This window comes from Micromonospora sp. DSM 43699, from assembly GCF_055517075.1.
The window spans coordinates 48,759-70,700 of sequence record NZ_JBTMMT010000033.1; the positions used below are offsets into that span (position 1 = coordinate 48,759).

General features: G+C 70.2%; 24 protein-coding genes and 2 pseudogenes. 10 read left to right on the plus strand and 16 right to left on the minus strand.

Annotation, left to right across the window (positions count from 1 at the left end; all coding sequences use genetic code 11):
• The first annotated feature begins 39 nt into the window (after positions 1-39).
• Both AC0AIB_RS17520 and AC0AIB_RS17525 read left to right on the plus strand, forming a co-directional pair.
• Positions 40-864: a hypothetical protein gene (locus tag AC0AIB_RS17520; protein ID WP_465097078.1), complete on the plus strand. Its 825-nt coding sequence runs from the start codon at positions 40-42 to the stop codon at positions 862-864.
• Complete coding sequence (locus tag AC0AIB_RS17525) at positions 861-1,898, plus strand: 3-dehydroquinate synthase family protein (RefSeq protein WP_465097079.1); 1,038 nt, start codon at positions 861-863, stop codon at positions 1,896-1,898. The genes AC0AIB_RS17520 and AC0AIB_RS17525 overlap by 4 nt, the downstream gene beginning before the upstream one ends.
• 157 nt (positions 1,899-2,055) lie before the next feature.
• On the opposite strand, the gene AC0AIB_RS17530 is transcribed toward AC0AIB_RS17525, so the two are convergent.
• The 3 genes from AC0AIB_RS17530 to AC0AIB_RS17540 are packed head-to-tail and all read right to left on the minus strand — an operon-like array spanning position 2,056 to position 5,064.
• The gene (locus AC0AIB_RS17530; protein ID WP_328348265.1) at positions 2,056-2,751 is read right to left on the minus strand and encodes an HAD-IA family hydrolase; all 696 of its coding nucleotides are present in this window, start codon (positions 2,749-2,751) and stop codon (positions 2,056-2,058) included.
• Between the two features lie 31 nt (positions 2,752-2,782).
• Complete coding sequence (locus AC0AIB_RS17535; protein WP_328348266.1) at positions 2,783-3,904, minus strand: Gfo/Idh/MocA family protein; 1,122 nt, start codon at positions 3,902-3,904, stop codon at positions 2,783-2,785.
• Complete coding sequence (locus tag AC0AIB_RS17540) at positions 3,901-5,064, minus strand: DegT/DnrJ/EryC1/StrS family aminotransferase (RefSeq protein ID WP_328348268.1); 1,164 nt, start codon at positions 5,062-5,064, stop codon at positions 3,901-3,903. The genes AC0AIB_RS17535 and AC0AIB_RS17540 overlap by 4 nt, the downstream gene beginning before the upstream one ends.
• A 522-nt stretch (positions 5,065-5,586) precedes the next feature.
• On the opposite strand from AC0AIB_RS17540, the gene AC0AIB_RS17545 reads away from it, so the two are divergent.
• The 4 genes and pseudogenes from AC0AIB_RS17545 to AC0AIB_RS17560 all read left to right on the plus strand — a co-directional run bounded on the left by AC0AIB_RS17545 (position 5,587) and on the right by AC0AIB_RS17560 (position 8,258).
• The gene (locus AC0AIB_RS17545) at positions 5,587-6,018 is read left to right on the plus strand and encodes a type II 3-dehydroquinate dehydratase (protein ID WP_465097080.1); all 432 of its coding nucleotides are present in this window, start codon (positions 5,587-5,589) and stop codon (positions 6,016-6,018) included.
• Between the two features lie 66 nt (positions 6,019-6,084).
• Complete coding sequence (locus tag AC0AIB_RS17550; protein WP_328348270.1) at positions 6,085-6,441, plus strand: DoxX family protein; 357 nt, start codon at positions 6,085-6,087, stop codon at positions 6,439-6,441.
• Positions 6,442-6,449: 8 nt separating this feature from the next.
• Positions 6,450-7,358 (plus strand): annotated as a pseudogene (locus AC0AIB_RS17555) (ROK family protein); the annotation flags it as partial.
• A gap of 78 nt (positions 7,359-7,436) precedes the next feature.
• Positions 7,437-8,258: a shikimate dehydrogenase family protein gene (locus AC0AIB_RS17560; RefSeq protein WP_328348833.1), complete on the plus strand. Its 822-nt coding sequence runs from the start codon at positions 7,437-7,439 to the stop codon at positions 8,256-8,258.
• Positions 8,259-8,442: 184 nt separating this feature from the next.
• Here AC0AIB_RS17560 and AC0AIB_RS17565 read toward each other — a convergent pair whose 3' ends face one another.
• Positions 8,443-9,726, minus strand: a complete 1,284-nt coding sequence (locus AC0AIB_RS17565) for a glycosyltransferase (RefSeq protein ID WP_465097081.1) — start codon at positions 9,724-9,726, stop codon at positions 8,443-8,445.
• 593 nt (positions 9,727-10,319) lie between these two features.
• On the opposite strand from AC0AIB_RS17565, the gene AC0AIB_RS17570 reads away from it, so the two are divergent.
• Positions 10,320-10,754: a hypothetical protein gene (locus AC0AIB_RS17570; protein ID WP_465097082.1), complete on the plus strand. Its 435-nt coding sequence runs from the start codon at positions 10,320-10,322 to the stop codon at positions 10,752-10,754.
• 246 nt (positions 10,755-11,000) lie between these two features.
• Here the strand turns inward: AC0AIB_RS17570 and AC0AIB_RS17575 are convergent, their stop codons facing one another.
• From AC0AIB_RS17575 to AC0AIB_RS17595, 5 genes are all read right to left on the minus strand, one after another.
• Positions 11,001-11,306 (minus strand): transposase, encoded by a 306-nt coding sequence (locus AC0AIB_RS17575; protein ID WP_465097083.1) that lies wholly within the window; start codon positions 11,304-11,306, stop codon positions 11,001-11,003.
• A gap of 51 nt (positions 11,307-11,357) precedes the next feature.
• The gene (locus AC0AIB_RS17580; protein WP_465097084.1) at positions 11,358-12,098 is read right to left on the minus strand and encodes an MBL fold metallo-hydrolase; all 741 of its coding nucleotides are present in this window, start codon (positions 12,096-12,098) and stop codon (positions 11,358-11,360) included.
• 161 nt (positions 12,099-12,259) lie between these two features.
• Positions 12,260-12,466 (minus strand): aromatic-ring hydroxylase C-terminal domain-containing protein, encoded by a 207-nt coding sequence (locus AC0AIB_RS17585; protein WP_465097089.1) that lies wholly within the window; start codon positions 12,464-12,466, stop codon positions 12,260-12,262.
• Positions 12,385-12,951 (minus strand): FAD-dependent monooxygenase, encoded by a 567-nt coding sequence (locus tag AC0AIB_RS17590; protein WP_465097090.1) that lies wholly within the window; start codon positions 12,949-12,951, stop codon positions 12,385-12,387. Before AC0AIB_RS17590 ends, AC0AIB_RS17585 begins: the two co-directional genes overlap by 82 nt.
• Complete coding sequence (locus AC0AIB_RS17595; RefSeq protein WP_442930768.1) at positions 12,852-13,217, minus strand: FAD-dependent monooxygenase; 366 nt, start codon at positions 13,215-13,217, stop codon at positions 12,852-12,854. Before AC0AIB_RS17595 ends, AC0AIB_RS17590 begins: the two co-directional genes overlap by 100 nt.
• A gap of 92 nt (positions 13,218-13,309) precedes the next feature.
• Between AC0AIB_RS17595 and AC0AIB_RS17600 the strand changes: the two genes are divergently transcribed.
• Positions 13,310-13,897, plus strand: coding sequence for a TetR/AcrR family transcriptional regulator (locus tag AC0AIB_RS17600; protein ID WP_465097085.1), 588 nt, complete (start codon positions 13,310-13,312; stop codon positions 13,895-13,897).
• 616 nt (positions 13,898-14,513) lie between these two features.
• Here AC0AIB_RS17600 and AC0AIB_RS17605 read toward each other — a convergent pair.
• From AC0AIB_RS17605 to AC0AIB_RS17630, 6 genes and pseudogenes are all read right to left on the minus strand, one after another.
• Positions 14,514-14,786, minus strand: a complete 273-nt coding sequence (locus AC0AIB_RS17605; protein WP_328348281.1) for an alpha/beta hydrolase fold domain-containing protein — start codon at positions 14,784-14,786, stop codon at positions 14,514-14,516.
• Between the two features lie 318 nt (positions 14,787-15,104).
• Positions 15,105-15,566 carry a cupin domain-containing protein gene (locus AC0AIB_RS17610; protein ID WP_328348283.1) on the minus strand — a complete coding sequence of 154 codons (462 nt, stop codon included), beginning with the start codon at positions 15,564-15,566 and terminating at the stop codon, positions 15,105-15,107.
• A 76-nt stretch (positions 15,567-15,642) separates the two neighbouring features.
• Positions 15,643-16,350 carry a TetR/AcrR family transcriptional regulator gene (locus AC0AIB_RS17615; RefSeq protein WP_328348285.1) on the minus strand — a complete coding sequence of 236 codons (708 nt, stop codon included), beginning with the start codon at positions 16,348-16,350 and terminating at the stop codon, positions 15,643-15,645.
• A gap of 44 nt (positions 16,351-16,394) precedes the next feature.
• Positions 16,395-16,733 (minus strand): winged helix-turn-helix domain-containing protein, encoded by a 339-nt coding sequence (locus AC0AIB_RS17620; protein WP_328348286.1) that lies wholly within the window; start codon positions 16,731-16,733, stop codon positions 16,395-16,397.
• Positions 16,730-17,233, minus strand: coding sequence for a hypothetical protein (locus tag AC0AIB_RS17625; protein ID WP_328348287.1), 504 nt, complete (start codon positions 17,231-17,233; stop codon positions 16,730-16,732). Before AC0AIB_RS17625 ends, AC0AIB_RS17620 begins: the two co-directional genes overlap by 4 nt.
• Positions 17,234-17,620: 387 nt before the next feature.
• Positions 17,621-17,848: pseudogene (locus AC0AIB_RS17630) on the minus strand (transposase family protein); the annotation flags it as partial.
• A gap of 158 nt (positions 17,849-18,006) precedes the next feature.
• Here AC0AIB_RS17630 and AC0AIB_RS17635 point away from each other — a divergent pair.
• Positions 18,007-19,704, plus strand: coding sequence for an IS1182 family transposase (locus AC0AIB_RS17635; RefSeq protein ID WP_465097086.1), 1,698 nt, complete (start codon positions 18,007-18,009; stop codon positions 19,702-19,704).
• A 405-nt stretch (positions 19,705-20,109) separates the two neighbouring features.
• Here AC0AIB_RS17635 and AC0AIB_RS17640 read toward each other — a convergent pair whose 3' ends face one another.
• Positions 20,110-21,006 (minus strand): SDR family oxidoreductase, encoded by an 897-nt coding sequence (locus AC0AIB_RS17640; RefSeq protein ID WP_465097087.1) that lies wholly within the window; start codon positions 21,004-21,006, stop codon positions 20,110-20,112.
• 145 nt (positions 21,007-21,151) lie between these two features.
• Between AC0AIB_RS17640 and AC0AIB_RS17645 the strand changes: the two genes are divergently transcribed.
• Entirely contained in the window at positions 21,152-21,676 is a 525-nt protein-coding gene (locus tag AC0AIB_RS17645; protein WP_465097088.1) for a TetR/AcrR family transcriptional regulator, read from the plus strand.
• Positions 21,677-21,942 lie beyond the last annotated feature (266 nt).

Below are 21,942 nucleotides of genomic sequence, written 5' to 3' on the forward strand. Positions count from 1 at the left end.
GTCGCACCCGTCCCGGTCCCGCCCCGCCCACCAGTCGAGGTGCCGTCGTTGGAACGCTCCTGGATGTTCGCCCACCTCGCCGTGCCCGGCGGGGGGTGTCCGGACGCCCGCGCGGCCGAGCTGGTCGGCACCGTCGTGGCGGGACTGGTCGCCGCCGTGCGCGCCGCCGACCCGCGGTCCCGCTGGTTCTACGACCGGCTCGGCTCCCCCGCCGGCCCGCGCCTACGCGTCGGTCTGCACGCCAGCGCCGCCGCCCTCGACGCGGCCCGGCGGCGGCTGGGTGACGCGCCGACGGCCCTCGCCCCGGACCCGTACGCCGTCCGGGACGCCGCCCGCGGCGGGCCGCTGGCGCAGGCGGGCAGCGAGGTGGCCCTGACCCTGCTGGGAGGGGATGTGCCCAGGCTGACCGGCATGGAGCTGCCGCTGGCCGTTGCCCACCTGCGGCACCTGTGCGACCTCATGCCGGTGGCCGACCGGCCGGCCTTCCTCTTCCTGCACTGGCAGGACCGCAGCCGGTCGCTGACCGGCGCGCACCGTTGCGAACTCGCCGCCCAGGCGGACACCGGGGCGGAGAAGATCGCCCTGGCCGCCGGGGACCTGCCGTCGACCGGTCCGGTCGCGGCGGCCTGGCGGTCCTACCTGGACCGGGTGACCGAGGTGATGGGCGAAGACCACCAGACGGCACCGCGCGGTTTCCTACTGGCGGCGCACGCCCAGCTCACCCACGAGCGGTGGGGCATCGACGCCGCCGTCGACTCGCTGGCCGCGATGGCGCTCCGGCTGGCCCTGCTGCGGGACCGTCCCCCACCGTCCGCGCCGCCCGTCCCCACCGCCGCCTCGACGAGGAGAACCACCGCCGTATGAACCCCACCCGCGCCGACGGTCCCGACCCGACCGCCACCCGCGTCGACGTCGTCCTCGGCGACCGGAGCTACCCGGTGCTCGTCGGCCCGGGGATCCGCCACCAGCTGCCGGAGGAGGTGGCGCGCGTCGGTGCGCGCCGGGTCGTGGTGGTCTCCGCCCGGCCACCGGAGTGGACCCCGGATCCTGGGGTGCCGCACCGCGTCGTGCCGGCCCGCGACGGCGAGCACGACAAGACGCTGTCCACAGTGGAACACCTGTGCCGGGCGTTCGCCGACTTCGGCCTGACCCGCGCGGACGCGGTGGTCTCCTGCGGTGGCGGCACCACGACCGACGTGGTCGGGCTGGCCGCCGGCCTCTACCACAGGGGGATCTCGGTGATCCACCTGCCGACCTCGCTGCTGGCCCAGGTGGACGCCAGCGTCGGCGGCAAGACCGCGGTGAACCTTCCCGAGGGCAAGAACCTGATCGGCGTCTACTGGCAGCCCAGGGCGGTGCTCTGCGACACCGAGCAGCTCGACACCCTGCCCGCCGTGGAGTGGCGCAACGGCTACGGGGAGATCGCCCGGGCCCACTTCATCGGGGCCGGGGAGCTGCGCGACCGCCCGGTGACCGAGCAGATCACCGCGTGCGTGGCGCTCAAGGCGCGGGTGGTGGCCGCCGACGAGCGCGACGCCGGCCCGCGGCACATCCTGAACTACGGCCACACCCTGGGCCACGCGTTGGAACGCGCCACCGACTTCCTGCTGCGCCACGGTGAGGCGGTCGGAATCGGCACGGTGTTCGCCGGTCGGCTGGCCGGCCTGCTGGGCCGGATCCCGGTGGAGCGGGTCGACGAGCACCACGAGGTGGTCGCCGGCTACGGCCTCGACACCGGCCTGCCCGCCGGGGTGGACCACGACGGCCTGCTGGCGTTCATGCGGCGGGACAAGAAGTCCACCTCGGGCCTGTCCTTCGTCCTCGACGGGCCGACCGGTCCGGAACTGGTCGCCGACGTCGACGAGGCCGCCGTCCGGGCCGCCCTCGCCACCATGTGACGCCCCGGCGCTCCCGGCCCGCGAGCGCAGGCCCGGGTGGTCGCATCCCCGGCACGGTGCGGTCGGCGGCCCGGCCCGGCGCGGGCCGCCTCCTACCGCTTGCTGACGGGCAAGAGCCTCCTGCGACCCGACCGGAACCCGCCGGGCGAGCTGGTGGTCAGGCGGCGGGCACGGCCGGGCAGTGGGCGAGCAGTTCCTCCGGCTTGCGCGCGACCAGGTCGGGGGCGGCGGCCAGCAGGTCCTCGACGTCCCCGCCGTGCCAGGTGGTGGCGACCGTCGTCACCCCGGCGTCCCGGCCGCTGGTCAGGTCGGTGATCGCGTCACCGACCATCATCGCCTGCCGCGGGGGTACGCCGAGCAGGTCCAGCGCCCGCAGCACGATGTCCGGCGCCGGCTTCGGACGGGGCACCTCGTCCGAGCCGATCACGTGGTCGAACAGGTGGAGCACACCGAGCAGGTCGAGCAGCGACCGGGCCCGGGGGCCGCTCTTGCCGGTGGCGATCGCCATCCTGATGCCCCGCCCGGACAGCTCCTCCAGCGTCTCCCGGACTCCCGGGAAGAGCGGCACCCGGTGGGCGAGCCGGTAGCTCTCCCGGACGAAGGGCTCCTCCATCTCCAGCGGCAGCCCCATCAGCCGCATGATGTCCGGGAAGTACCGCCCCATGTGCTTGTTGTACTCCTCGAACGGCGCGGGACCCGTCCCGACCACCTCGGCGTAGGCGACGCTGAACGCCTGACGCATCACTGCCGAACTGTCGACCACGACCCCGTCGAGGTCGAAGACGACCGCCCGGATCGGGCCCGGTCGCGCCGGGACCGTGCTGGCCTCGATGGTGGACGGCGGATGGCTCATGGCTGCTCCCAGGTGGGTTCGCCGGTGGTTCTCACCGGTCGAGGGTTCCCGCCAGCGCGTACGTCGGCGCGGTGGGCCGGGCGCAGCGGTAGATCCGTTCGATGACGTCGATGGTCCGGCGGGCGTCGGCCGCCGCCCCCCGGCAGGTCTGCGCGGCGAGCAGCTCGGGCAGCACGTCGAGCTGACTGTCGTATTCGGCCCCGATGGGCTCCACGGGCAGCGGCAGGCGGACGGTCTCGCCGTCGCGGGTCCGGGTGAGGACCGGCGTCGGTTCGCGGTGGGGGCTGAACCCGAACGTGCAGTGCAGGGTCACCGAGCCCGCGATGCCGTGCACGGTGATGGTGGTACGGTCACGCGCCTCGTGCGAGGCCCAGCAGGCGTGCACACTGGCGGAGGCGCCGTCGGCGTTGAGCAGGAACGCACGGGCGGTGTCCTCGACGTCGCCACGGGCCCGGCCGGTCGCCGCGGCCGTGCCCCGCCAGGCCGCGGCGGCGTCGTCGTGGTTGACGAAGTCGTCCGAGACGCTGCCCACGGCATGGACCACCGGGGACGGGCCGAGCAGCGGCAGCACCGTGTCGAGCAGGTGCCAGCCGAGGTCGACCAGGGCTCCGCCACCGGCCAACTCCCGCCGGGTGAACCAGCCACCGGCGTCGGGCACGCCGCGCGCCCGTACCCAGGCCACGTCGACGTGGCGGATGGCACCCAGGTCGGCCGCGGCCTCGACCAGCGCCCGGACGTCCGCCCGGTAGCGGGCGGCGCTACCGGCGAGCAGCACCGCCCCGCCGGCCTCTTCGGCCTCGGCCAACTGCTCCGCCTCGGCGGAGCTGAGGCAGACCGGCTTCTCCAGGAAGACCGGTACGCCCCGGCGCAGCAACCGGGCCGCCACGCCCGCGTGCAGGTGGTTCGGCACGGCGACGACCACCAGGTCGACGGTGTCGGCGGGGACCTCGTCGACGTCGGCGTACGCGGACGGCACCCACCGGGCGGCGCGGGCCCGGTCGCGCGCCGCCGGGTCGGGGTCCACCACTGCGGTGACCTCGAAGCGCGGGTGCAGGGCGAGCCGGGGCAGCCAGATCTCCCGTCCGGCCCAGCCGAGGCCGGCCACGGCGACCCGGACCTGCCCCGGCGTCGCGGTCGACGACGGCACTGTCATTCGCCGAGGACGTCGGCGAGCACGGCGGCGATCTGGTGCATCTGCTCCTCGGTGCCGAGCAGCGTGCGGTGGTGCAGCCAGATGCAGTCGAGGTGGATCTGCTCGACGTTCGGGCACCGGGCGGCGACCTGGTCGACCGTCTCGTCCGGGGCACCGGCGAGCCAGAAGCCCTCACACCGGTAGATGGCGCGGAACGCGACGAAGGCGGGGATGCCCCGGGCGATCAGCTCGTCCACCACGACCCGGCGGCGCTTCTCACCGATGCCGGGGATCCGGAACATCGCCATGTAGTGCGGGTTGCGGTCGCCCCGCTCGTCGCGGCCCTGCGGCACCACGCCGGGGATCTGCGCGAGCAGGCTCGCCAGCAGCGGCCAACGCTGCTCGCGCAGCGCGATCTGGCTGTCCAGCCGGGACAACTGGGCCCGCAGGACGGCGGCGCTGAACTCGTTCATCCGGTAGTTCGATCCGGTGGTGCGGTGCAGGTAGTCGCGGTCGGTGCGCGGCCGGCCGCAGCTGTGCACGAGGAACGCCCGCTCGTACAGCTCCTGGTCGGGGAAGAGCACCGCGCCGCCCTCGCCTGCGGTCATCAGCTTGCCGTTCTGGAAACTGAACGCGGCCACCGAGCCCAGTTCGCCGACGCGCTTGCCCTGCCACTGCGCGCCGTGGGCGTGCGCGGCGTCCTGGAGGATCGCGGCTCCGGCGTCCGCGGCGATCTTGTCGAGGGCGTCCATGTCGGCCATCTGCCCGGCCATGTGCACCGGCATGATCACCCGGGTCCGGTCGGTGATCGCGGCGGCGACGGCCTCCGGCTGGATGCAGTACGTGTCCGGCTCCACGTCGACCGGTACGGCCACCGCGCCGAGCCGCTGCGCGGCCAGCGACGACGAGATGAACGTGAACGCCGGGACGATCACCTCGGTGCCCGGTCCGACCCCGAGCACCTCCAGGGCCACCTCAAGGGCGTGGGTGCCGTTGGTGACGGCCAGCGCGTGCGGCGTGCCGTGGTAGGCCGCGAACTCCGCTTCGAAGGTGTCGACCTCGCTGCCGCCGACCCGCCACCACTGGCCCTGCTCCAGGGCGCGGACCAGTCCGGCCCGCTCCTCGTCACCGAACTGCGGCCACTCGGGGAACTCCGGCGCGCTCGCCGACAGACCACTCATGATGTCCCACTTCCCAATCCTGGAACGGCGGTTCACTGGCCGTTCGCCGACGGCTGCGCCGCCCCGCGCCCAGGGGCACCGGGCGCCACCCGTGCCGCCCGGCGGGTTCTCGGGGCGGACGCCACCGTCGATAGCGGCGACGTGCCTGGCTCGCGGTGGACGCTAACCGACCTGACCGGCGGCTCAACTCCCCTAACGGCCCCTAACCGCCCCTAACCGCCCCTAGCCAGCATGTCGTACGGCGCCGTCCGGGCCGGCAGGGCAGTAAGGCTGCGGGGGCGACGCGAGCCGCCTCCGTGCCCGGATCGCCGACCCGCTCCCGGCCACTCGCGGGTGGGCATCGGACGGGCGGGGACCCGACCGGCCGGGCGGGTCGGCCGGTGCCCCTAGCTGCCCCTACGCACCCCTTAGTTCGCGCCGGGTGTCGCGGCCACCGGTGGCAGCCGACGCGATACTGCGGGGACCCGTCGTCCGAACCCCGTCGGGACGCCGACCGACGCCGACCGCTCCGCGAGGTGAACCGTGCCCCACGTGCTCCTGCTCAACGGCCCGAACCTGGGCATCCTCGGTCGGCGGGAGCCGGAGATCTACGGCACCGACACCCTGGCCGACATCGAGCGGGCGGTCGCCGAGGAGGTCGCGCCGCGCGACTGGCAGGTGGCCGCCGAGCAGCACGACTGCGAGGGCGCCCTGATCCGCGTCATCCAGGACAGCTACGACACGGTAGGCGCGATCGTCAATCCCGGCGCGCTGATGATCGCCGGCTGGAGCCTGCGGGACGCGCTGGCCAACTATCCCCGCCCGTGGATGGAGGTCCATCTGTCCAACGTGTGGGCGCGGGAGAGCTTCCGGCACGACTCGGTGCTCGCCCCGCTCGCCAGCGGGGTGATCGTCGGACTCGGCGCGCTGGGCTACCGCCTGGCCGCTCGGGCTCTCGTCGAGACCGTACCCTGATCGTTTCCCTCCACGGCCGTCACCAGCACGGCCGTCGTCCGTTCCGCCCGACCTGAGGACAGTCCCGTGCGTATCCCCATCATCACCCTGACCGTCATCATCGCCTCCGTCCTCATCTCCGTGGCGCTGCCGAAGCTCCTCGGCCAAGGGGAGATGCGGAAGCGGATGGCCCACATCGGCGTCTCGGCCGGCCTCACCCGGACGATCGGCGCGCTGGAGGTCGCCGGCATCGCCGGGCTGCTGCTCGGCCTGCTCTGGTGGCCGTTGGGCGTCGCCGCGGCGGTCGGGCTGACCCTGCTGCTGATCGGGGCGGCCGTCTACCACCTCCGCGCCAAGGACCCCGTTTCGATGGTGGCGGTGCCGGTGGCGTTCGCCCTGGCGGCGGCCGCGCTCGCCGTCCTGCACATCCTCCACAACAACTGACCGTCGACATGACGGGCGGGCCCGACGGCGGCGTCCTGGGGGTCGACGTCGGAGGCACGAAGGTGGCGTTGCGCGCCGAGGCGGCTGGCCGGACCGCGTACCAGTCGACCTTCACCTGGCCGCCCGGCGGCGATCCGGCCGCCGACCTGGCCGCGCTCGACGCGGCGGTGGCCGCGCTGCGCGCCGCCTGGGGACCGGTCAGCGCCGTCGGCGTGGCGATGCCCGCCATCACCGACCGGGACGGGAGGGTCCTGACCTGGCCGGGCCGGCCGAGCTGGGCCGGACTCGACCTCACCGCCGCGCTGCGGCGGCTCTTTCCCGACGTCCCGACCGCGTACGCCGACGACGGTGACCTCGCCGCGCTGGCCGAGGCGCGGAACGCCGGCCACGACGACCTGGTGTACCTGGGGGTGGGCACCGGGATCGGCGGCGGGATCGTGCTGGCCGGCCGACCCGTTCCCGCCCACGCTTCCGCCGAGGTCGGCCACCTGGCCGTCGACCTCGACGGCGACCGGTGCGACTGTGGCCGTACCGGATGCCTCCAGTCGGTCGCCTCCGGCCCGGCCACGCTGCGGCGGGCTGCTCGGGAACGCGGGGGCGAGGTCACGTTCGACCAGCTGCGGGCCGGGTTGCGGGGCCACCGGCCATGGGCGGTCGAGGCGGTCCACCGCAGTTGCGCCGCGCTGGCCGCGGCGGTGGTGAGCCTCGGCGAGCTGCTGGCCGTGCCCGTGGCGGTCGTGGGCGGCGGCTTCGCCGACGGACTGCCCGGCTTCGTCCCGCTCGTCGCGGACCTCGCCCGCCAGGCGGGACGCCCCGGACGACCGGCCCCGACGGTACGGGCCGCCGCCCTCGGCGGTCTCTCCTCGCTACACGGCGCGCTCTGGCTGGCCCGCGACCTCACGAACGGACAGGGCCCCCGGACCGACGGGACCGACCGGGCCCCCGGGACCGACAGGGCCCGACCAGGTGAGCCGCACCCGGAAGGAACGCGACCGATGGTCGTCGTCGCCGCCCCGGCGCCGACCGGGTCGGGGATCAGCGGCACCACCCGGGTGTACGCCCTGCTCGGCGACCCGATCGCGCAGGTACGCGCGCCCGGTCTGCTCAATCCGGTGCTCGCCCGACGCGGCGCCGACGCCGTGCTGGTCCCGGTGCACGTGACGGCGGCCGACCTCGAACCGGTGGTGCGCGAACTGCGGCAGATCGTGAACCTGGACGGGATGCTCGTCACCATGCCACACAAGGCGGCAGTCCTCGACCTGGCAGACCGGGTCACCGACCGTGCCCGCCTGGCCCGCAGCGCGAACGCGCTCCGCCGCGAGCCCGACGGCACCTGGACGGCCGACACCTTCGACGGTGACGGGTTCGTCCGCGCTCTGGTGGAGGCCGGCCACGATCCCCGGGGACGCCGCGTCTGCCTGGTGGGAGCGGGCGGCGCCGGAAGCGCCATAGCGGTCGCGCTGCTCGACGCCGGGACGGCCGAACTACGCCTGGTCGACACCGACCCCGGCCGGCTCGGCACCCTGCACCGGCGGTTGTCCCCGGTCTACCCGGGACGGATCGGTGCCTCGACCCACCCGCTCCTGACCGACGTCGATCTCGCGGTCAACGCCACGCCCCTGGGACTGCGTACCGATGATCCGCTGCCGTTCCCGGTGGCCGACCTGCCGGCGCACGCGGTGGTGGCCGACATCATCATGACTCCGGCGGAGACGGCGTTGCTGCGTGCGGCGACCGCCCGTGGCCTCACGGTCCAGCCCGGTCTACCGATGCTCGCCCACCAGATCGACGCCTACCTGGAGTTCTTCGGCCTCTAGCGGCATCCGGGACGGCCGGCCGCGCTGGTGGTCGAGGCGCGACCGGAACAGCCGCCGGTCGGCCTCTGACCACCATCGGAGGGCCGCCCGTCCAGCGGGCGGCACCTCGGTGGCCCGAACCGGCCGGCACCGCCCTCCGGCCGGCACCGCCCTCCGGCCGGCACCGCCCTCCGGCCGGGTCCGGTCAGCCGGCGACGGCTCCGGCGGGTTCGGGGGTCGGATCGACGAACGGGCCGCGCACCGTCCGGCCGATCCGCCCGGCCTCGGCCAGGACGTGCGCCCGCCACCGCCGGAGCGGGATCATCCGGGATGTCACCAGCACGACGTCGACCGCGTCGTCGGGCAGCACGGTACGGATGCCGAGGCTGTGGTGGACGGTGTGTGCCGGGTCCGCCGGCAGCCCCCGGAGCAGCTCCTCGTCGAAGTCGAAGAGGTGGGCGGCGGGAAAGCCGGACGGCAGGGTGCCGCCGCAGCCGATCACCGCGATCCGGCTGCCCGCCGGCACGGTGTCGCGCAACTGCGCCAACTCCGCCGTCACGTCGCGGTTGCGGGCGTAGGTGATCGCGCGCCGGATGGCTGGCAGTTCCTGCCGGAGATGCCCGGCACGGGTGTCCTTCAGTGGGGGCAGGTGCCGGCAGAACCATGCCCAGAGCAGTTCCATGACCGGCTCGGGATGCTTGTGCAGAAGAAGCAGCGTGTTGCTCGGATTGGTGCCGGTCGTCTCCCGTTTCTCCCGGGGGTGCGGGGTGTCGACCGCCCACGCGTCCCGATCGACCTCGAAGGTCAGGCCGTGCCGCTCCAACCGGTACCCCAGTTCGATGTCCTCCCCGCCCCAGGAACGGAAGTCCTCGTCGAACCCGCCCACGGCGTGGAAGTCCGTGGCCCGGACGGAGCAGTTCAGGGACCAGAACAGCTGCCAGGCCAGCGGGACCCGGGAGAGGTCGAAGCCACAGGAGGCGAACGTGGGGTACCGACCGTCCTGGAAGTCGGGTGACGTGCCCAGGGTGCGGACGATCTCCTCGGGTGTACGGGCACGGACGTCGCCCCCCGGTCCGGGGGTCGGGTCGTCGGGCCGGTAGCCGTAGGTGTAGCCGAGAACCGCGCGGGGCCGGCCGGGCCGCTGGTGGGCGGCGAGGTGTGCGGCGAGGAAGTCGGGTCCGGGTAGCACACCGGTGTCGACGAACACGAGGACCTCGCCGCTGGCGAGCCGGGCGCCGGCGTTGCGGGCGGCGGCGGCACGGAAACCCAGGTCGTCCTGGTGGTGGTAGCGCAGCGTCAGGCGCTCGGTGAACGCCTCCACCGTCTGTCGGGTGTCGTCGGTCGATCCGTCGTCGGCGACGACGACCTCGAACCGGGCCGTCGGCATCCGTTGGTCGGCCAACGCCGCGAGGGTGCGGTGCAGCAGCGCGGAGCGATTGTAGGTGGGGACGACGACCGAGATCAGTGGCGTTGCGGTGCCAGTGAACATGGTGGGGCTCCTGTGCCGTTTCTGTCACGCAGGTCAAGGGGTACGGCAGGCGAGGATCCGGCCTGGGCGAGGCTCCCGTGGGACAGCAGTCGACCGGGAACCGATGCCCCGACCGGGAGCCTCGCTGCTGTCATACCCTGCCGCGATCCGGCTGTCCACAGGCACCCGACGGCCACCGTCGAAAGAGGGGTGACCGTCGGCAACCCGGTGGGAGGGTCGGCTCCGCGGCGACGGCTCGCGGGTGTCGAGGATGCGGGCGCGGTGTGCGACCTGCAAGCGCCGGGGCGGGTCCGGCTGGGGCAGCACGCCACGAACGACGATTCCGGCGAGCATGACCGAGGCGGCTTTCACGGTCCGGGATCACCGCAGGTTTTCCCACCTTGGACGTAGGTCCGAGTCCTACGCCGACCGGTGGGGCAGCCGCTGCACACGGGTTCGGTGTCGCATCGGATCACGTGTTCGTCCGGCGAATCGACGAGTCGATCCGCGCCGACGGCAGCCCTGCGACCGGGTGGAGTCCGCGCGTTCTCGCCGAGCGGAACTGAGTACGCCGACTCATGCTTGGCCGGGGCGAGCCGTCCACGCTGGGCTGCATGACGTCTGAGACGGTCGGCGCAGGTCGGCGGGGTGGCCCGATCGTAGGATTCCTGGTCCTGGTCTGGGTCTGCGGGCTGATCGCGGCAGCCGTGTGGTGGGTGGGCATCGGCTTGGAGCAGTGGAGCGTCAGCTACGGCGATCGGCCCGGCGAGTTCGCGGACCTTAGACGTCGGGCGAGCCTGGCCCTGCTCGTCGCCGCGTTGGTGGCGACCGCCGGGCCGGCAATCATCGCGTTCGTCGCGTACCGGCTGCGGCTGGTCCGCACCGCGGTCGTCTTTCTGGTGCTGGCCGTCGTGATCGCCGTGCCCGCCCTACCGTTCGCTGTGCTCGTCGGCCGGAACCTCGCTCCGGCGACGGCAACGACGACGCCTGGCCCGCCGGGGCACTGCGTGGAACACAGCGGCGGTGACACCCGCTGTCCGGGCGGCTGACGGGGAGCGGTTCCGTCGGACCATCATGCCGCTCACCCGGGGCGAGGAGCGCGGCGCAAGCTCCAGCAGGCTGTCGCACTCCCCGCCCTGACCGCGCTGGCCAACCACGACCCGCCGGCCGCCGCGGTCGACGCCGTCCACGACGCGGCGATCGCCCACGGCAACGACCGCGACCGCTTCCTCCGAGGCCCGTGCCGCCCTACCCTGAGCTACTTCCTGTCGCGGCAGCAGTGACGGCGTCGAAGCTCAGCCTTGATCGCCTTGCGAGAAGACAGAGGTGCACCTCGACGGCGCCGTGACCATGGATCGGATCTTCGACGCTGAGGCGTAGTCCCCCAGTTGGTCGCTGCCACTGACGCCAGGCCTGGTTCCGGCGTCGATGTCGGCCTGGCGCAGCCATGTGCACAGCGTCATCGGGTGGACTCCGCAGTCCTTGGCGATCTGCTCGACCGTCACGCCCGGGTCACGGTCCCGGGCCACCCGCACGACATCATCACGGAACTCACGAGGATAGGGCTCGGGCACAGCAACATCTTCTGCCAGGCCGCCCACAGGGCAAGCCACCTCAGATGTCACCTATCGGTGCAGCAGACCCGCTCATTCCTATCGCCGGTAGCTGTAGAGCTTTCGATGGGCGATGACCTCGCCGAGGTTCTTGTTGGGTTCGGTGTCGAACAGGCCCCCGTGATAGGTGATGATGGCGGCGATGTCGTATCCCGTGAGCTTCCTGAGTGCGGAAATGGCATCTTCCGCCACAACGCCGTCCTCGGCCATCGGGTCCTCGTTTGGACCGACCAGTTCTGCGTGCAGGATGTTCAGGGCGTCTCCGGCGATGAGGGTCCTGCTTGCGTGGTGGTAGAGGCAGATGTGGCCGGCCGTGTGGCCCGGGGTGTGGATCACCGTCACGCCGCCACAGAATGGAAGTTGGTCACCATCGTGCAGGACTCGGTTCACCGGTGTGGCGGCGTTGTCAAACATTTGCAGGATCCGGGCCTGTTCCTCCTCGGAGCGGTCGGAAATGCGCTCCAGGAACGCGTCAGTCAGCCGGCTCAGCTTTTTCTCACCCCGGATGTGTGGCGCATCCTTCTCATGGGCATACACAGCCACGCCGGGATTCCCGGCAAGAAGGTCTGCCGCACCCGAGATGTGATCGATGTCCTGTTGCGTGAACACGATGTGGTTCAGCCTGGAAAACGGCACGCCGGCAGCCTCGGCCTGGTTCCTGATCTCTTCCAGGCTGCCCGCTACTCCGGTGTCGATGAGGACGACACTCTCTTCGTCCCACATCAGGGTCGGGTGGAACACCCGCGGAACGCCCATCACCCGCGTGTGCACGTCCAACATCTCGAGATTTTCTGCTACTCGCATAGCGCTGCTCCTCTTGGTCGTAGCGTTCGGATTTCGCCGTTGGTGGTCTCTCGTCGTGCCGGTGAGAGCTGTTGCCTTCCCCCGTCCCGGCGGCGCGCTAGGCCGTCGCCGGGCAGACCATCGGCGGCCCGCACGCGTCATGCACCGGTCTCGAACCATTTCCGTAACGCGCCGGTCATGTCTTCGCCCGGGGCGGTCCAGCACACGTATCCGTCCGGTCTGATCAGGACTGCCTGAACATCCACCCAGGGCAACGTGTCAGTCACCGTGGCGGCGATCCGATCCTGGTAGGGCACAGCGGCGCGAGGTATCTCTCGTCGCGGGCCAGTAGGACACCCTGGCACTTGTGGAACAGTTGGCTCGCCCAGCCCGTGCCCGCCGTGAAGTCGGTCGGCGACGTCCTCGCTCGCGACATCTCCTTCTGCCGCATCGGAATAGACGAACCGATACAGCCTGGTTCCCCGAGCGGCACAATGCGGGCGAAGGTCCCATCCGCCCGGCGACGGGGCGCCATGCCCGCCAGCGACCAGCCGACCGGTGGCTGCGCCGCGCCCGGGCCGCATACGACGTCGGCTACGGCGGTCCACCGAGTGGCGTCGGTGCCGGCGAACTCGACGCCGAGCAGTTTGCGTACCGCGCTACGGCCGCTGTCGCATCCGATCAGGTACCGCGCTCGCAGTTGTTCGGGGCCATAGACGGTGACACCGTCGTCATCCTGATCGAACCCGGTCAGCCGCCCAGTTCCGGCGGACCCTTCCCCCGAGTTCCGCCAGCCGGTCCCGGAGAATCTCCTCGACGCGCGCCTGCGGGACGCCCACCTGGTAGGGATACCGGCTGTCGAGTGCGGCGTAGTCGAGGGATTCCGGCGAACTCTCCACCCTCGACCCGCCCGATCGACTGTTCGTCGACACCCGTCAACAGGCCCCGCATTGCCAAGATCTCAGCGGTTCGGGGCTGCAGGTTCGTCGCCTTGCTTTGCCCTGAGCGCGTCGTGAGTGTCTCGACCACGATGGCGCACACGCCCGCGAGGGCCAGCTCGGTCGCGAGCATCAATCCAGCAGGCCCAGCGCCCGCGATGACGACGTCCGTATCCATGGAAACCCCTTCAACGAAGACTGACACTGGTACGGTACCATACTTGGTATCGTACCACCCTTGCTCGAGTGTCTCGCCGGTAAGCTCAGATCGTGGATGCTGAACTGGCTCAGGCGGGACGCCGGGAGCGCAAGAAAGCGGCGACTCGTGCCCACATCTCAGCCACTGCGCTCAAGTTGTTCCTGGAGAAGGGGTACGAAAACGTGACCGTGCGTGACGTCGCGGCCGCTGCCGACGTCTCCCCCACGACGCTGCTGAACCACTTCGCGACGAAAGAAGCACTAGTTGTCGACCGCGGGAGCGAAATTTCGGCGGAACTCGTCCGAACGGTGGCCGACCGTGGTCCCGGCGTCGGCATTCTCGACGTCCTGCATGTCTACGCCCACAACCGGATAGAGCAGGCCGTAGCCGCCGCCGACCCGAACACCCAGAGCTTCATGGCCCTTGTCGTCGGTAACCGCGATCTGTCGGAGTACTGGCACAGGACGTGGATGGGCCACGAGGACGTCCTCGCCGAGGCAATTCGCGAACAGGCCGGCGCCCCACCAGGGGATCCACGCCCCGCGGTCATCGCACATCTGGTGCTCGGCGCGATCGACTTCGCCTTACGCTCGGCCGATCCCCGGAGGATCCTCGATGCGGCATTCGACGTCATCATCAATGGTGGATCGATTGAGTGAAGGAGCAAGTCGTTGCCGAACTCCGCCGCGGGGTGTTGAGAGAGCGCCGCAAGCGCCGTATCGGCGGTCATAGCCAGAGCCGTCGGCTCTACCCACACCCGATCCCTCCCCGGGAAGCATCAGCTGCGGCGGAAGAGGCCCGCCTGCACGCCACCCGCTCCTGGCCGTCGTCGAGGTGCTGCATTTGGACACCGATTACTTGACGTGGTGGCGTCATGTGTTACGTGTGATTGGCGAGACGGATCCCCGGCGGCCGGCCTCGATCGTCATCTCCGCGATGTCCGGCACCGCCGGGCCGGCACGCTGGAGGCCCTGGTCTCACACCCTTGACCTTTGACCAGTCCGCCACCCTGGGGCACCAAACCCTCACCGGAAGCAGATTCGGTGAGGCATCCCGATCCGATGCTCGAGCCTGGCCGCGCCTGCGGGATGTGACCGAGGCCGCTCTACCCGACCCCGAGCAGACCGCAGCCGCGATCACTGCCATCGCTCGTGGGAGCGCAGGTCAGCCGCCAGAACGGAAGCATCGACCAAGTGCCCCAGACACCACACCCGCGTGGGCGGCAAAGCGCTCGGTGTCGTGCGTGGGTGTTGCGGTCGTCGAGCATTGGAAGGATCAGCAGTTGCCCGGTGATCGCGGGCCGCCGCGGTGACGGGCCAGGATGGAGACGGCGGCGGCCAGGCCACCGTCGGCGCTGTTGCCCATCACGGCGATGCGGGCTGGGTCGATGCCCAGTTCGCCGGCGTGTCCGTGCAGCCATTGCAGGGCTGGGTAGGCGTCCTCGACCGGGGCCGGGAACGGGTGTTCCGGGGCCAGGCGGTACTCGACCGAGAGGAACGGCCGCCCTGCGCGACACGATGCGGCTGATCGGGCCGTCTCACCTGGCAACGCTGTCGAGGATCATGCCTCCGCCGTGGAAGTAGGACACTGCCGAGCCGGGCTGGGCGCCGGCTTTGGTACACCAGCGCAGCAGCAGATCGGCGCCGTCCGGGGTGGTGACTGGTGGTCGGTGGTGCTGACATCGTCAGGTACGGCTTCGATGCCGTGATCGCGGTGAGCATTCCGTCCATCGCGGTGCGGCGGGCTCCGACGTCACCGCCCGGCGGCTGCTTCACCTCGCCCGCGTTTTCCAAGATCGCGGTGAGAGCTGCAGCGATCTGCGGGTCGAGTGGCAACGCCATGCGTGCCCCCAGACAGGTGCAGGGGTCAGCGGGGCGGGCCGACGATGACGTTTCCGTATTCCGCGGCGATTGCCGGGTTCGGCGTGATCTTGAAGTCCGGCGGGCGAGGGGTGGACTTGTCCCGCCCGGATGCGCGGAACATGCCCTCGATGCCGGCCGGCGTATTGATCATCAGCAGGTCGGCCCGGTCGGAGGTGATGCGGTACGCATGTGGGAGGCCTTTGGGTAGGAACACCACGCCACCCTCGGCCACCTCGTATTCCTGGTCGTCGTACCAGACCAGGGCGGTGCCCTTGATCAGCATGAAGACCTCGTCCTCGCGGGTGTGCGTGTGGTAGGGCGGCGCCTCACCTTTGCTGACGTCGAAACGGCCCATCATCAACTGGCCGTCGGTGGCCTTGCCGTCGAGCAACATGGCGAGCGTTCCGCCGTCGAGCCACTCCAGTTGTTGCTGCTGTTCGGGCTGCGCTAGGTAGAGCATGCTCATGTCGGTCTCCTTGCCTGAAGCACCGGGCCGGCGCGGCAAGCCACCAGCTTAGACGGAGGAAACCGTCCGGATAATTCTAGCGTCGGACGTACGGTTCGTCACTCCGGGGCGGCATGCCCGCGAGATAGACGTCTGCCGTCCGTCGTGCGACGAGGTCCCAGTCCGTGATGTTGGGCAGCGGCTGGGCCAGCATCGTCGCCATCAGGATGAGGTCGAGGGGAGTCAAGCCGCTCTGGATCGTGCCGTCCGCGACCCCTCGGCGCAGGATGTCCTCAAGTTCTCGGCGGACGTCCTCGCGAAGTCCGGCCGCTTCGGCGCTGACCACCGCAGGGCCGCCGCGCAGTGGGAGGATCAGCTGGTCGCGGTGTTCGATCACGCGGTAGAAGTAACCCCGCACCGCGTCGAGCGCGGTCGCGGCGTCGCCGACCGCATCCCGGATCGCCTCGAGGACAACCCGCAGGGACCGTATGACCAATCCGTCCAGCAGTGCCGCACGGTTCGGGAAGTGGCGGTAGAGGGTGCCGATCCCGACCTCAGCCTCGGCCGCTACCGTCGCCAGGGGCACCTGCAGGCCGTCGCGGGCAACGACCACCGTCGCCACGGCGAGAATCCGCTGCCGGTTCTCCACGCCGTCGCTACGCTCGGCGCGCAGCCTCGACCGTTCTCGCCTGTCATCGGGCACGGCAGGAAAGTACCGCAGAAACCCCTGATGAGCAGACACGAACTGGAGTTCGTCAACCGGCGCCGGACTGACGAGGATCCCGGATGTGACCGGTGGGGTCATGATGGTCTCGTACTCGATAGGTCAACCGGGCTATGAAACGGGACCTAGAACCGCGGGTGTTCTTCGGCTTGAGCGCGTTCCACGATCATTCGGAGCGCCTCGACATGCCTCACGAAACGGGATCGGGCCTCGTCGGTGGCTCGCACCGTGGTTTTGGGCACCCGGCCGTGATACGTGCGCCGTTGCTCGATCTGCCCGTCGTTCTTGAGTGTGGTGAGCTGCTTGGACAGTGCCGAGTCCGACAGTGACACCGCGTCCCGCAGGAAGGCGAAGTCGCACCAGTCCGCAGCCGTCAGCACCGACATGATCGCCAGCCGTGTCGGATCCGAGAGCAGCCGGTCCAGGCCCGACGCCCGGCCGGCGGTTGGTGGTGAGTCGGTCATCGGCCGGTTCGGTGTTGGAAGGTCTCGCTCAGCAGCTGACTCAGGGCGAACAACGCGGTGAACGCAGCGCCGAGGAGCATCCCGGCGACGGTGTTCGGGTAGTTGCTCAGGCCGATCGCGCCGGCCACGTTGTCAGCGATCGTGTTGCCGTAACGGAAGAGCAACCAGACGCCGAGACCGCCGACGACCGCCACCGCACCGAAAGCCTGTGGCACGAACGTCTGCCTGCGCCGCACAGCGCGCAGCCTGCTCAGTGGCGCTGATCGGCCGGCATACGTGATCACGGCAACGATGACGAGCACGACCAGGACCACTGCGGCGAGCAGCTTGGCGCCGTCGAGGTCGACGAAGTCGTTAGCCGCACATGCCGCGGCACTCAGGAGGAACATCGTTGCGTAGACCCACCACGGCACGCGCGCCGCACGCCGGGTCCGTTGCTGGTGCTCATGGATCGTGGCCAGAGTTGCTGCCGCGTTCTGCTGATCGTCCTGCCTGCTCATCGCGACCTCCTTGACTAGTTGCCTCACTGGAAAGTACTAGCTTCTTTCCAATGAGGCAACTAGTCAGGTGGCCAGGGCGGCGACGGTGCGCGGATCTTCGCCGGACAGCACCTGAGCGAGACCCCGGCGGCGTGGAAGCGGGCGACGCCCGACTCATGCGTACAGCGGATTGTGCGGCCGAACACCGAAGCGGCGGCGCACCACCACCGTGCCCGACCCGGCAGCGGTCCTGCCGGCGGACCTGGTCCGCACTGCCCTGACACGGCGGCGATCCGGCGTCATGTCCACCCTCGGACACGGACCATTGCCCCGCGGTGCGCGCTGAGATGGATCTCAGCGCGCACCGTGTGCGTTTCCGGCTGGTAGTTCGGCCGGAGGCAGAGTTGTACGTACCCGGAGCACCACCGGCCGCGCATCGACCGGCAGGTCCGCAAGGGGCCGCTGGTGATACCCGTACACCCGGCCCGTCACGGCCGCGCACCCCGGACACGCCACTGGCCTCTGCGGAGTCCGAGCCCGCACCAGGATTCGCTCGCCCTCGTCCGTCACGTCGTCGATCACCAGCGGCAGCAATCCCGAGAACACCGTCTTCGTAAGATCAACGATCTCGCACACAAGGCCTCAACGACATCGACTACCTTCGGTCACCACCGAATGGATGCTGTTGGTGATCTTGGTTGTGTGGCCGGGGGTGGGGTGCGTCGCTGCCAGAGTTGAGGGCTTCTCGGTGTTGGGGTAGCGGGATGTCGATGGGGCGGGGTTCGGGTTCGTTGGTGCCGGCGGAGACGGCTCGGGTTGCGTGGGCTGCCAATCCGAAGGGCACCCCGGCGATGGTGATGCGGGATCGGTTGGAGGACCTGTTCGTTGATGACGACTTCGTTAGCTGGTTTCCGGTCGATGGTCGTCGGGGGGTGTCGCCTGCTCGGTTGGCGTTGGTGTCGGTGTTGCAGTACGCGGAGAACCTGACTGATCGGCAGGCGGCGCGGGCGGTGGCATGTCGTATCGACTGGAAGTACGCGTTGGGGATGGAGTTGACCGAGCCGGGGTTCGATCATTCGGTGCTCAGCGAGTTCCGGGACCGGCTGGCCGAGGGCGATCGGGCTGATCGCTTGCTCGCGGTGATGGTTGATCGGTTAGCGCAGGCGGGGTTGGTGCGGGCGCGGGGCCGGCAGCGTACGGATTCCACCCATGTCCTCGCTGCGGTGCGCCGGCTGGGTCGGGTGGAGTTGGTCGGGGAAACGATGCGGGCAGCGTTGGAGGCCCTGGCGAAGGTCGACGAGGTGTGGCTTGCCGGTGTCATGCCGCCGCAGTGGGCGCAGCGGTATGGCCGGTCGGTGCGTCACGAGCGGCAGCCGACCGGGGCGGTCGCCGTGCGCGAGTACGTGGAACAGGTCGGCGCTGACGGCATAGCCCTGCTGCGGGCCGTCTACGAGCCGAACGCCCCGACGGCCGGCTCGGCGGTTGCCGCTGTCGAGGTGCTGCGTCAGGTGTGGGTTCAGCAGTACTGGTACGACGAGTCAGGGCAGGTGCGGTGGCGGGAGGCGAAGGCGTCGCGGGCTCGTAAGAGCCGGGAGGGCACGACGCGGCGGCGTCGCGTCGCCACGGCGACCGATGACGAGGCGGAGCCGGCCCGCGGGCCGTTCTCCAGCGTGGAGATCGTGTCGCCACACGATCCGCAGGCCCGGTTCAGCCACAAGCCGGGCAAGGTCGAATGGGTCGGGTACAAGGATCACCAGACGGAGACCTGCGATCAGGAACGACCGAACATCATCGTGCACGTCGTGACGACCCCGGCCCCGCACCAGGACATCGGTGTCGTCGATGCGATCCACTCTGCGCTGGTCGGGCAGCGCATGGCGCCGGCGGAGCACTTTCTGGACAGTGGCTACGTCACTCCCGAGACGGTGCACCAGGCGTCGACGGCGCACGGGATAACGATCGTCGGGCCGGTACGCCAGGATCCGCGTGCCGCCGAGCGGCCGGGGTTCGCCAAGGAAGACTTCGACATCGATTGGCGAGCCGAGACCATGACCTGTCCGAAAGGCGCGGTCAGTCCGCGGTGGAAGCCGACCGTGGCAGATGGCAAACCTCGCATGTCGGTGCTGTTTCGCCGGGCGGATTGCCGGGCCTGCACGGTCCGGCAGCAGTGCACCGGCAACGTCGACGGCAAGGGCCGACACCTGCTCCTCCTACCCGAGCCCTTGCAGCGCATCCAGACCCAGGCCCGCGTGCAACAGCAGACCCCCAAGTGGAAACGACGCTACAACCTGCGCGCCGGATGCGAGGCCACCGTCTCCGAGACCGTCCGCGCGCACGGCCTACGCCACTGCCGGTACCGAGGGCTCGCGAAGACCCACGTCCAACACGTCCTCACCGCCGCCGGCACCAACATCATCCGACTCGCTCAACACCGACCCGACCAGCGCCAACGACCACGAAGCCGCCTTCAAGAACTCTTCCGCGCCAGTTAGTGATCAACGACCAAGATCACCAACAGCATCCCGAATGTGAGACAGAGCCGAAAGCTACGCAGTCCCAGGCTGCAAGGTCGCCGGAGCGTGGCACACGCGATCTGTTCGGGATTACCTTGCACCTTCGGTGGATCTTGTTGTGGGTCGGCTGTTCGGAGCTGGACGAGTTCCTGTTGGCCCGCGCGTTGGAGCACGACTCGCCGCTGCCGTTGTTCCGGCCGGCAACATCAGCTTTCTCGGCCCGATCGACGTCGACATCGAGGGCGAGTTGGCCCAGCTCGGCCCGACCGGAAACCGACCGCTGCGGGTACGCGACACCTTGTCCTGAACGGCCGAACGGCTTTCAGCGCGCACCGGTCAGCCTGCGCGGGTGCGCACGGCGGCTTACGTCTCGTCGTCGGGTTGTCAGGCGTGGGAGTAGGCGCCTGTGTTGAGGTCGTCCAGGAGGGTGGGGCCGGTGGGTGTCCAGCCGAGGATTTCCTGGGTGCGAGTGCTGGAGGCGGGGATGTCCATGCCGAAGAATCCGCCGATCCAGCCGAAGTGAGCTGGTGCGTTCTCGGACGAGATGGAGGCGACGGGCAGGTCGAGCGCGTGGCCGATCGCCTCGGCGATATGGCGTGTCGGGACTCCTTCCTCGGCGATCGCGTGCAGGAGCGAGCCCGCGGGTGCTTTCTCCAGTCCGAGGCGGACGAGGCGGGCGGCATCGGAGCGATGCACTGCGGGCCACCGGTTCGTACCGTCGCCGATGTAGCAGGCAACGCCCTTCTCCCGCGCGATACCGACGAGAGTGGTCATGAGGCCGTTGTCGCCCGCGCCGTGCGTGGTGGGGGCGAACCGCACCCCGACCACGTGCACGCCTCGGGCGAGGTAGTCCAGTGCGAGGTTCTCGCCGCCGCCGCGAGGGGTGTCGGGGCCGTGGAACGGGGAGGCATCGTCTTCGGTGGCGGGACGACCACCGCCGACCGGGATGATGCCCGAGGCGAACAGGAACGGCCGACCCGAACCTTCGAGGGTGTCCCCGATTGCCTCGATCGCGGCTCGTTCGGCCTTGTTCGAGACGGCGGGGTTGTCGAAGTCGTGCTTGTTGGCGAGATGAATCACGGCCTCCGCGTCCGCGGCGCCCGCGCGGATGCCGTCGAGGTCGTCGAGGTCGCCGCGCAGGACCGTGACGCCCATGGCTTCCAGAGCGGCGGCGGAGGCGTCGGAGCGGGCGAGGCCGACGACGTCGTGACCGGCCGCGAGCAGCTCGTCGACGGTGGCGGAGCCGATCCAGCCGGATGCCCCGGTGACGAATACGCGCATGGATGGATCTCCTTCTTGATGCCGGCCAACCAACACCCCGATGATGTCAGTCGCTGTCGTCACCTTAGCGCATGATGTCAGCCGCTGCCATCAGTATGCTCTCGCTATGGCGCGATGGGATCCAGGTGCGAGGCAGCGCCTACAGATGGCGGCACTGGAGCTCTATGTCCGACAAGGCTTCGAGAAGACGACCGTCGAAGAGATCGCCCAGAGCGTCGGCCTGACCGAGCGCACGTTCTTCCGTCACTTCGCCGACAAGCGCGAGGTGCTGTTCGACGGACACGACATGCTGCAACAGGCATTCCTGGACGGCGTGCGCGCGGCCCCGCCGTCCGCGTCGCCGCTGGAGATGGTCACCGCAGCCCTGGCGGTCTCGGCGGAGTCCTTCACCGACGAACGACGGCCCTGGTCACGTCAGCGCCACGCGGTCATCACGGCGAACCCCCGCCTACTGGAACGCGAGCTGCTGAAGAGGGCATCGCTCGCGGCGGTGGTAGCCGGCGCGTTGCGTGCGCGCGGCGTCGCCGAGCGAGCGGCCGTCCTCGCGGCGGAAACCGGCGTGACGGTTTTCACCGTGGCCTTCTCCGAGTGGATCGCCGAGGACGAACAGAGGTCACTAGCCGAGGTCGAGCGTGAGGTGCTGGAAGAACTGAAAGCACTGGCAGCTTGACATTCGTCGCCGTCGAAGCCCCGATGGCCGGCGGCGATGCGCAAGATCAATCCGAACGGCGCAAGATCATGTGCAACCTCAGCGCGGACGGTGCAGTCTCGACGCGTACAGGACATAACACAACCAGAATCACGCGACACTAGTGTCCTGCGCCGGAAATTCGCCTACAAAATCGTGCGAGTGATTCGAGGATCTCTTCGGCGGTCTTGGTCCAGGTAAACGGCCGTGGGTCGCGGTTCCAGTCGGCGATCCAGGAGCGGATGTCT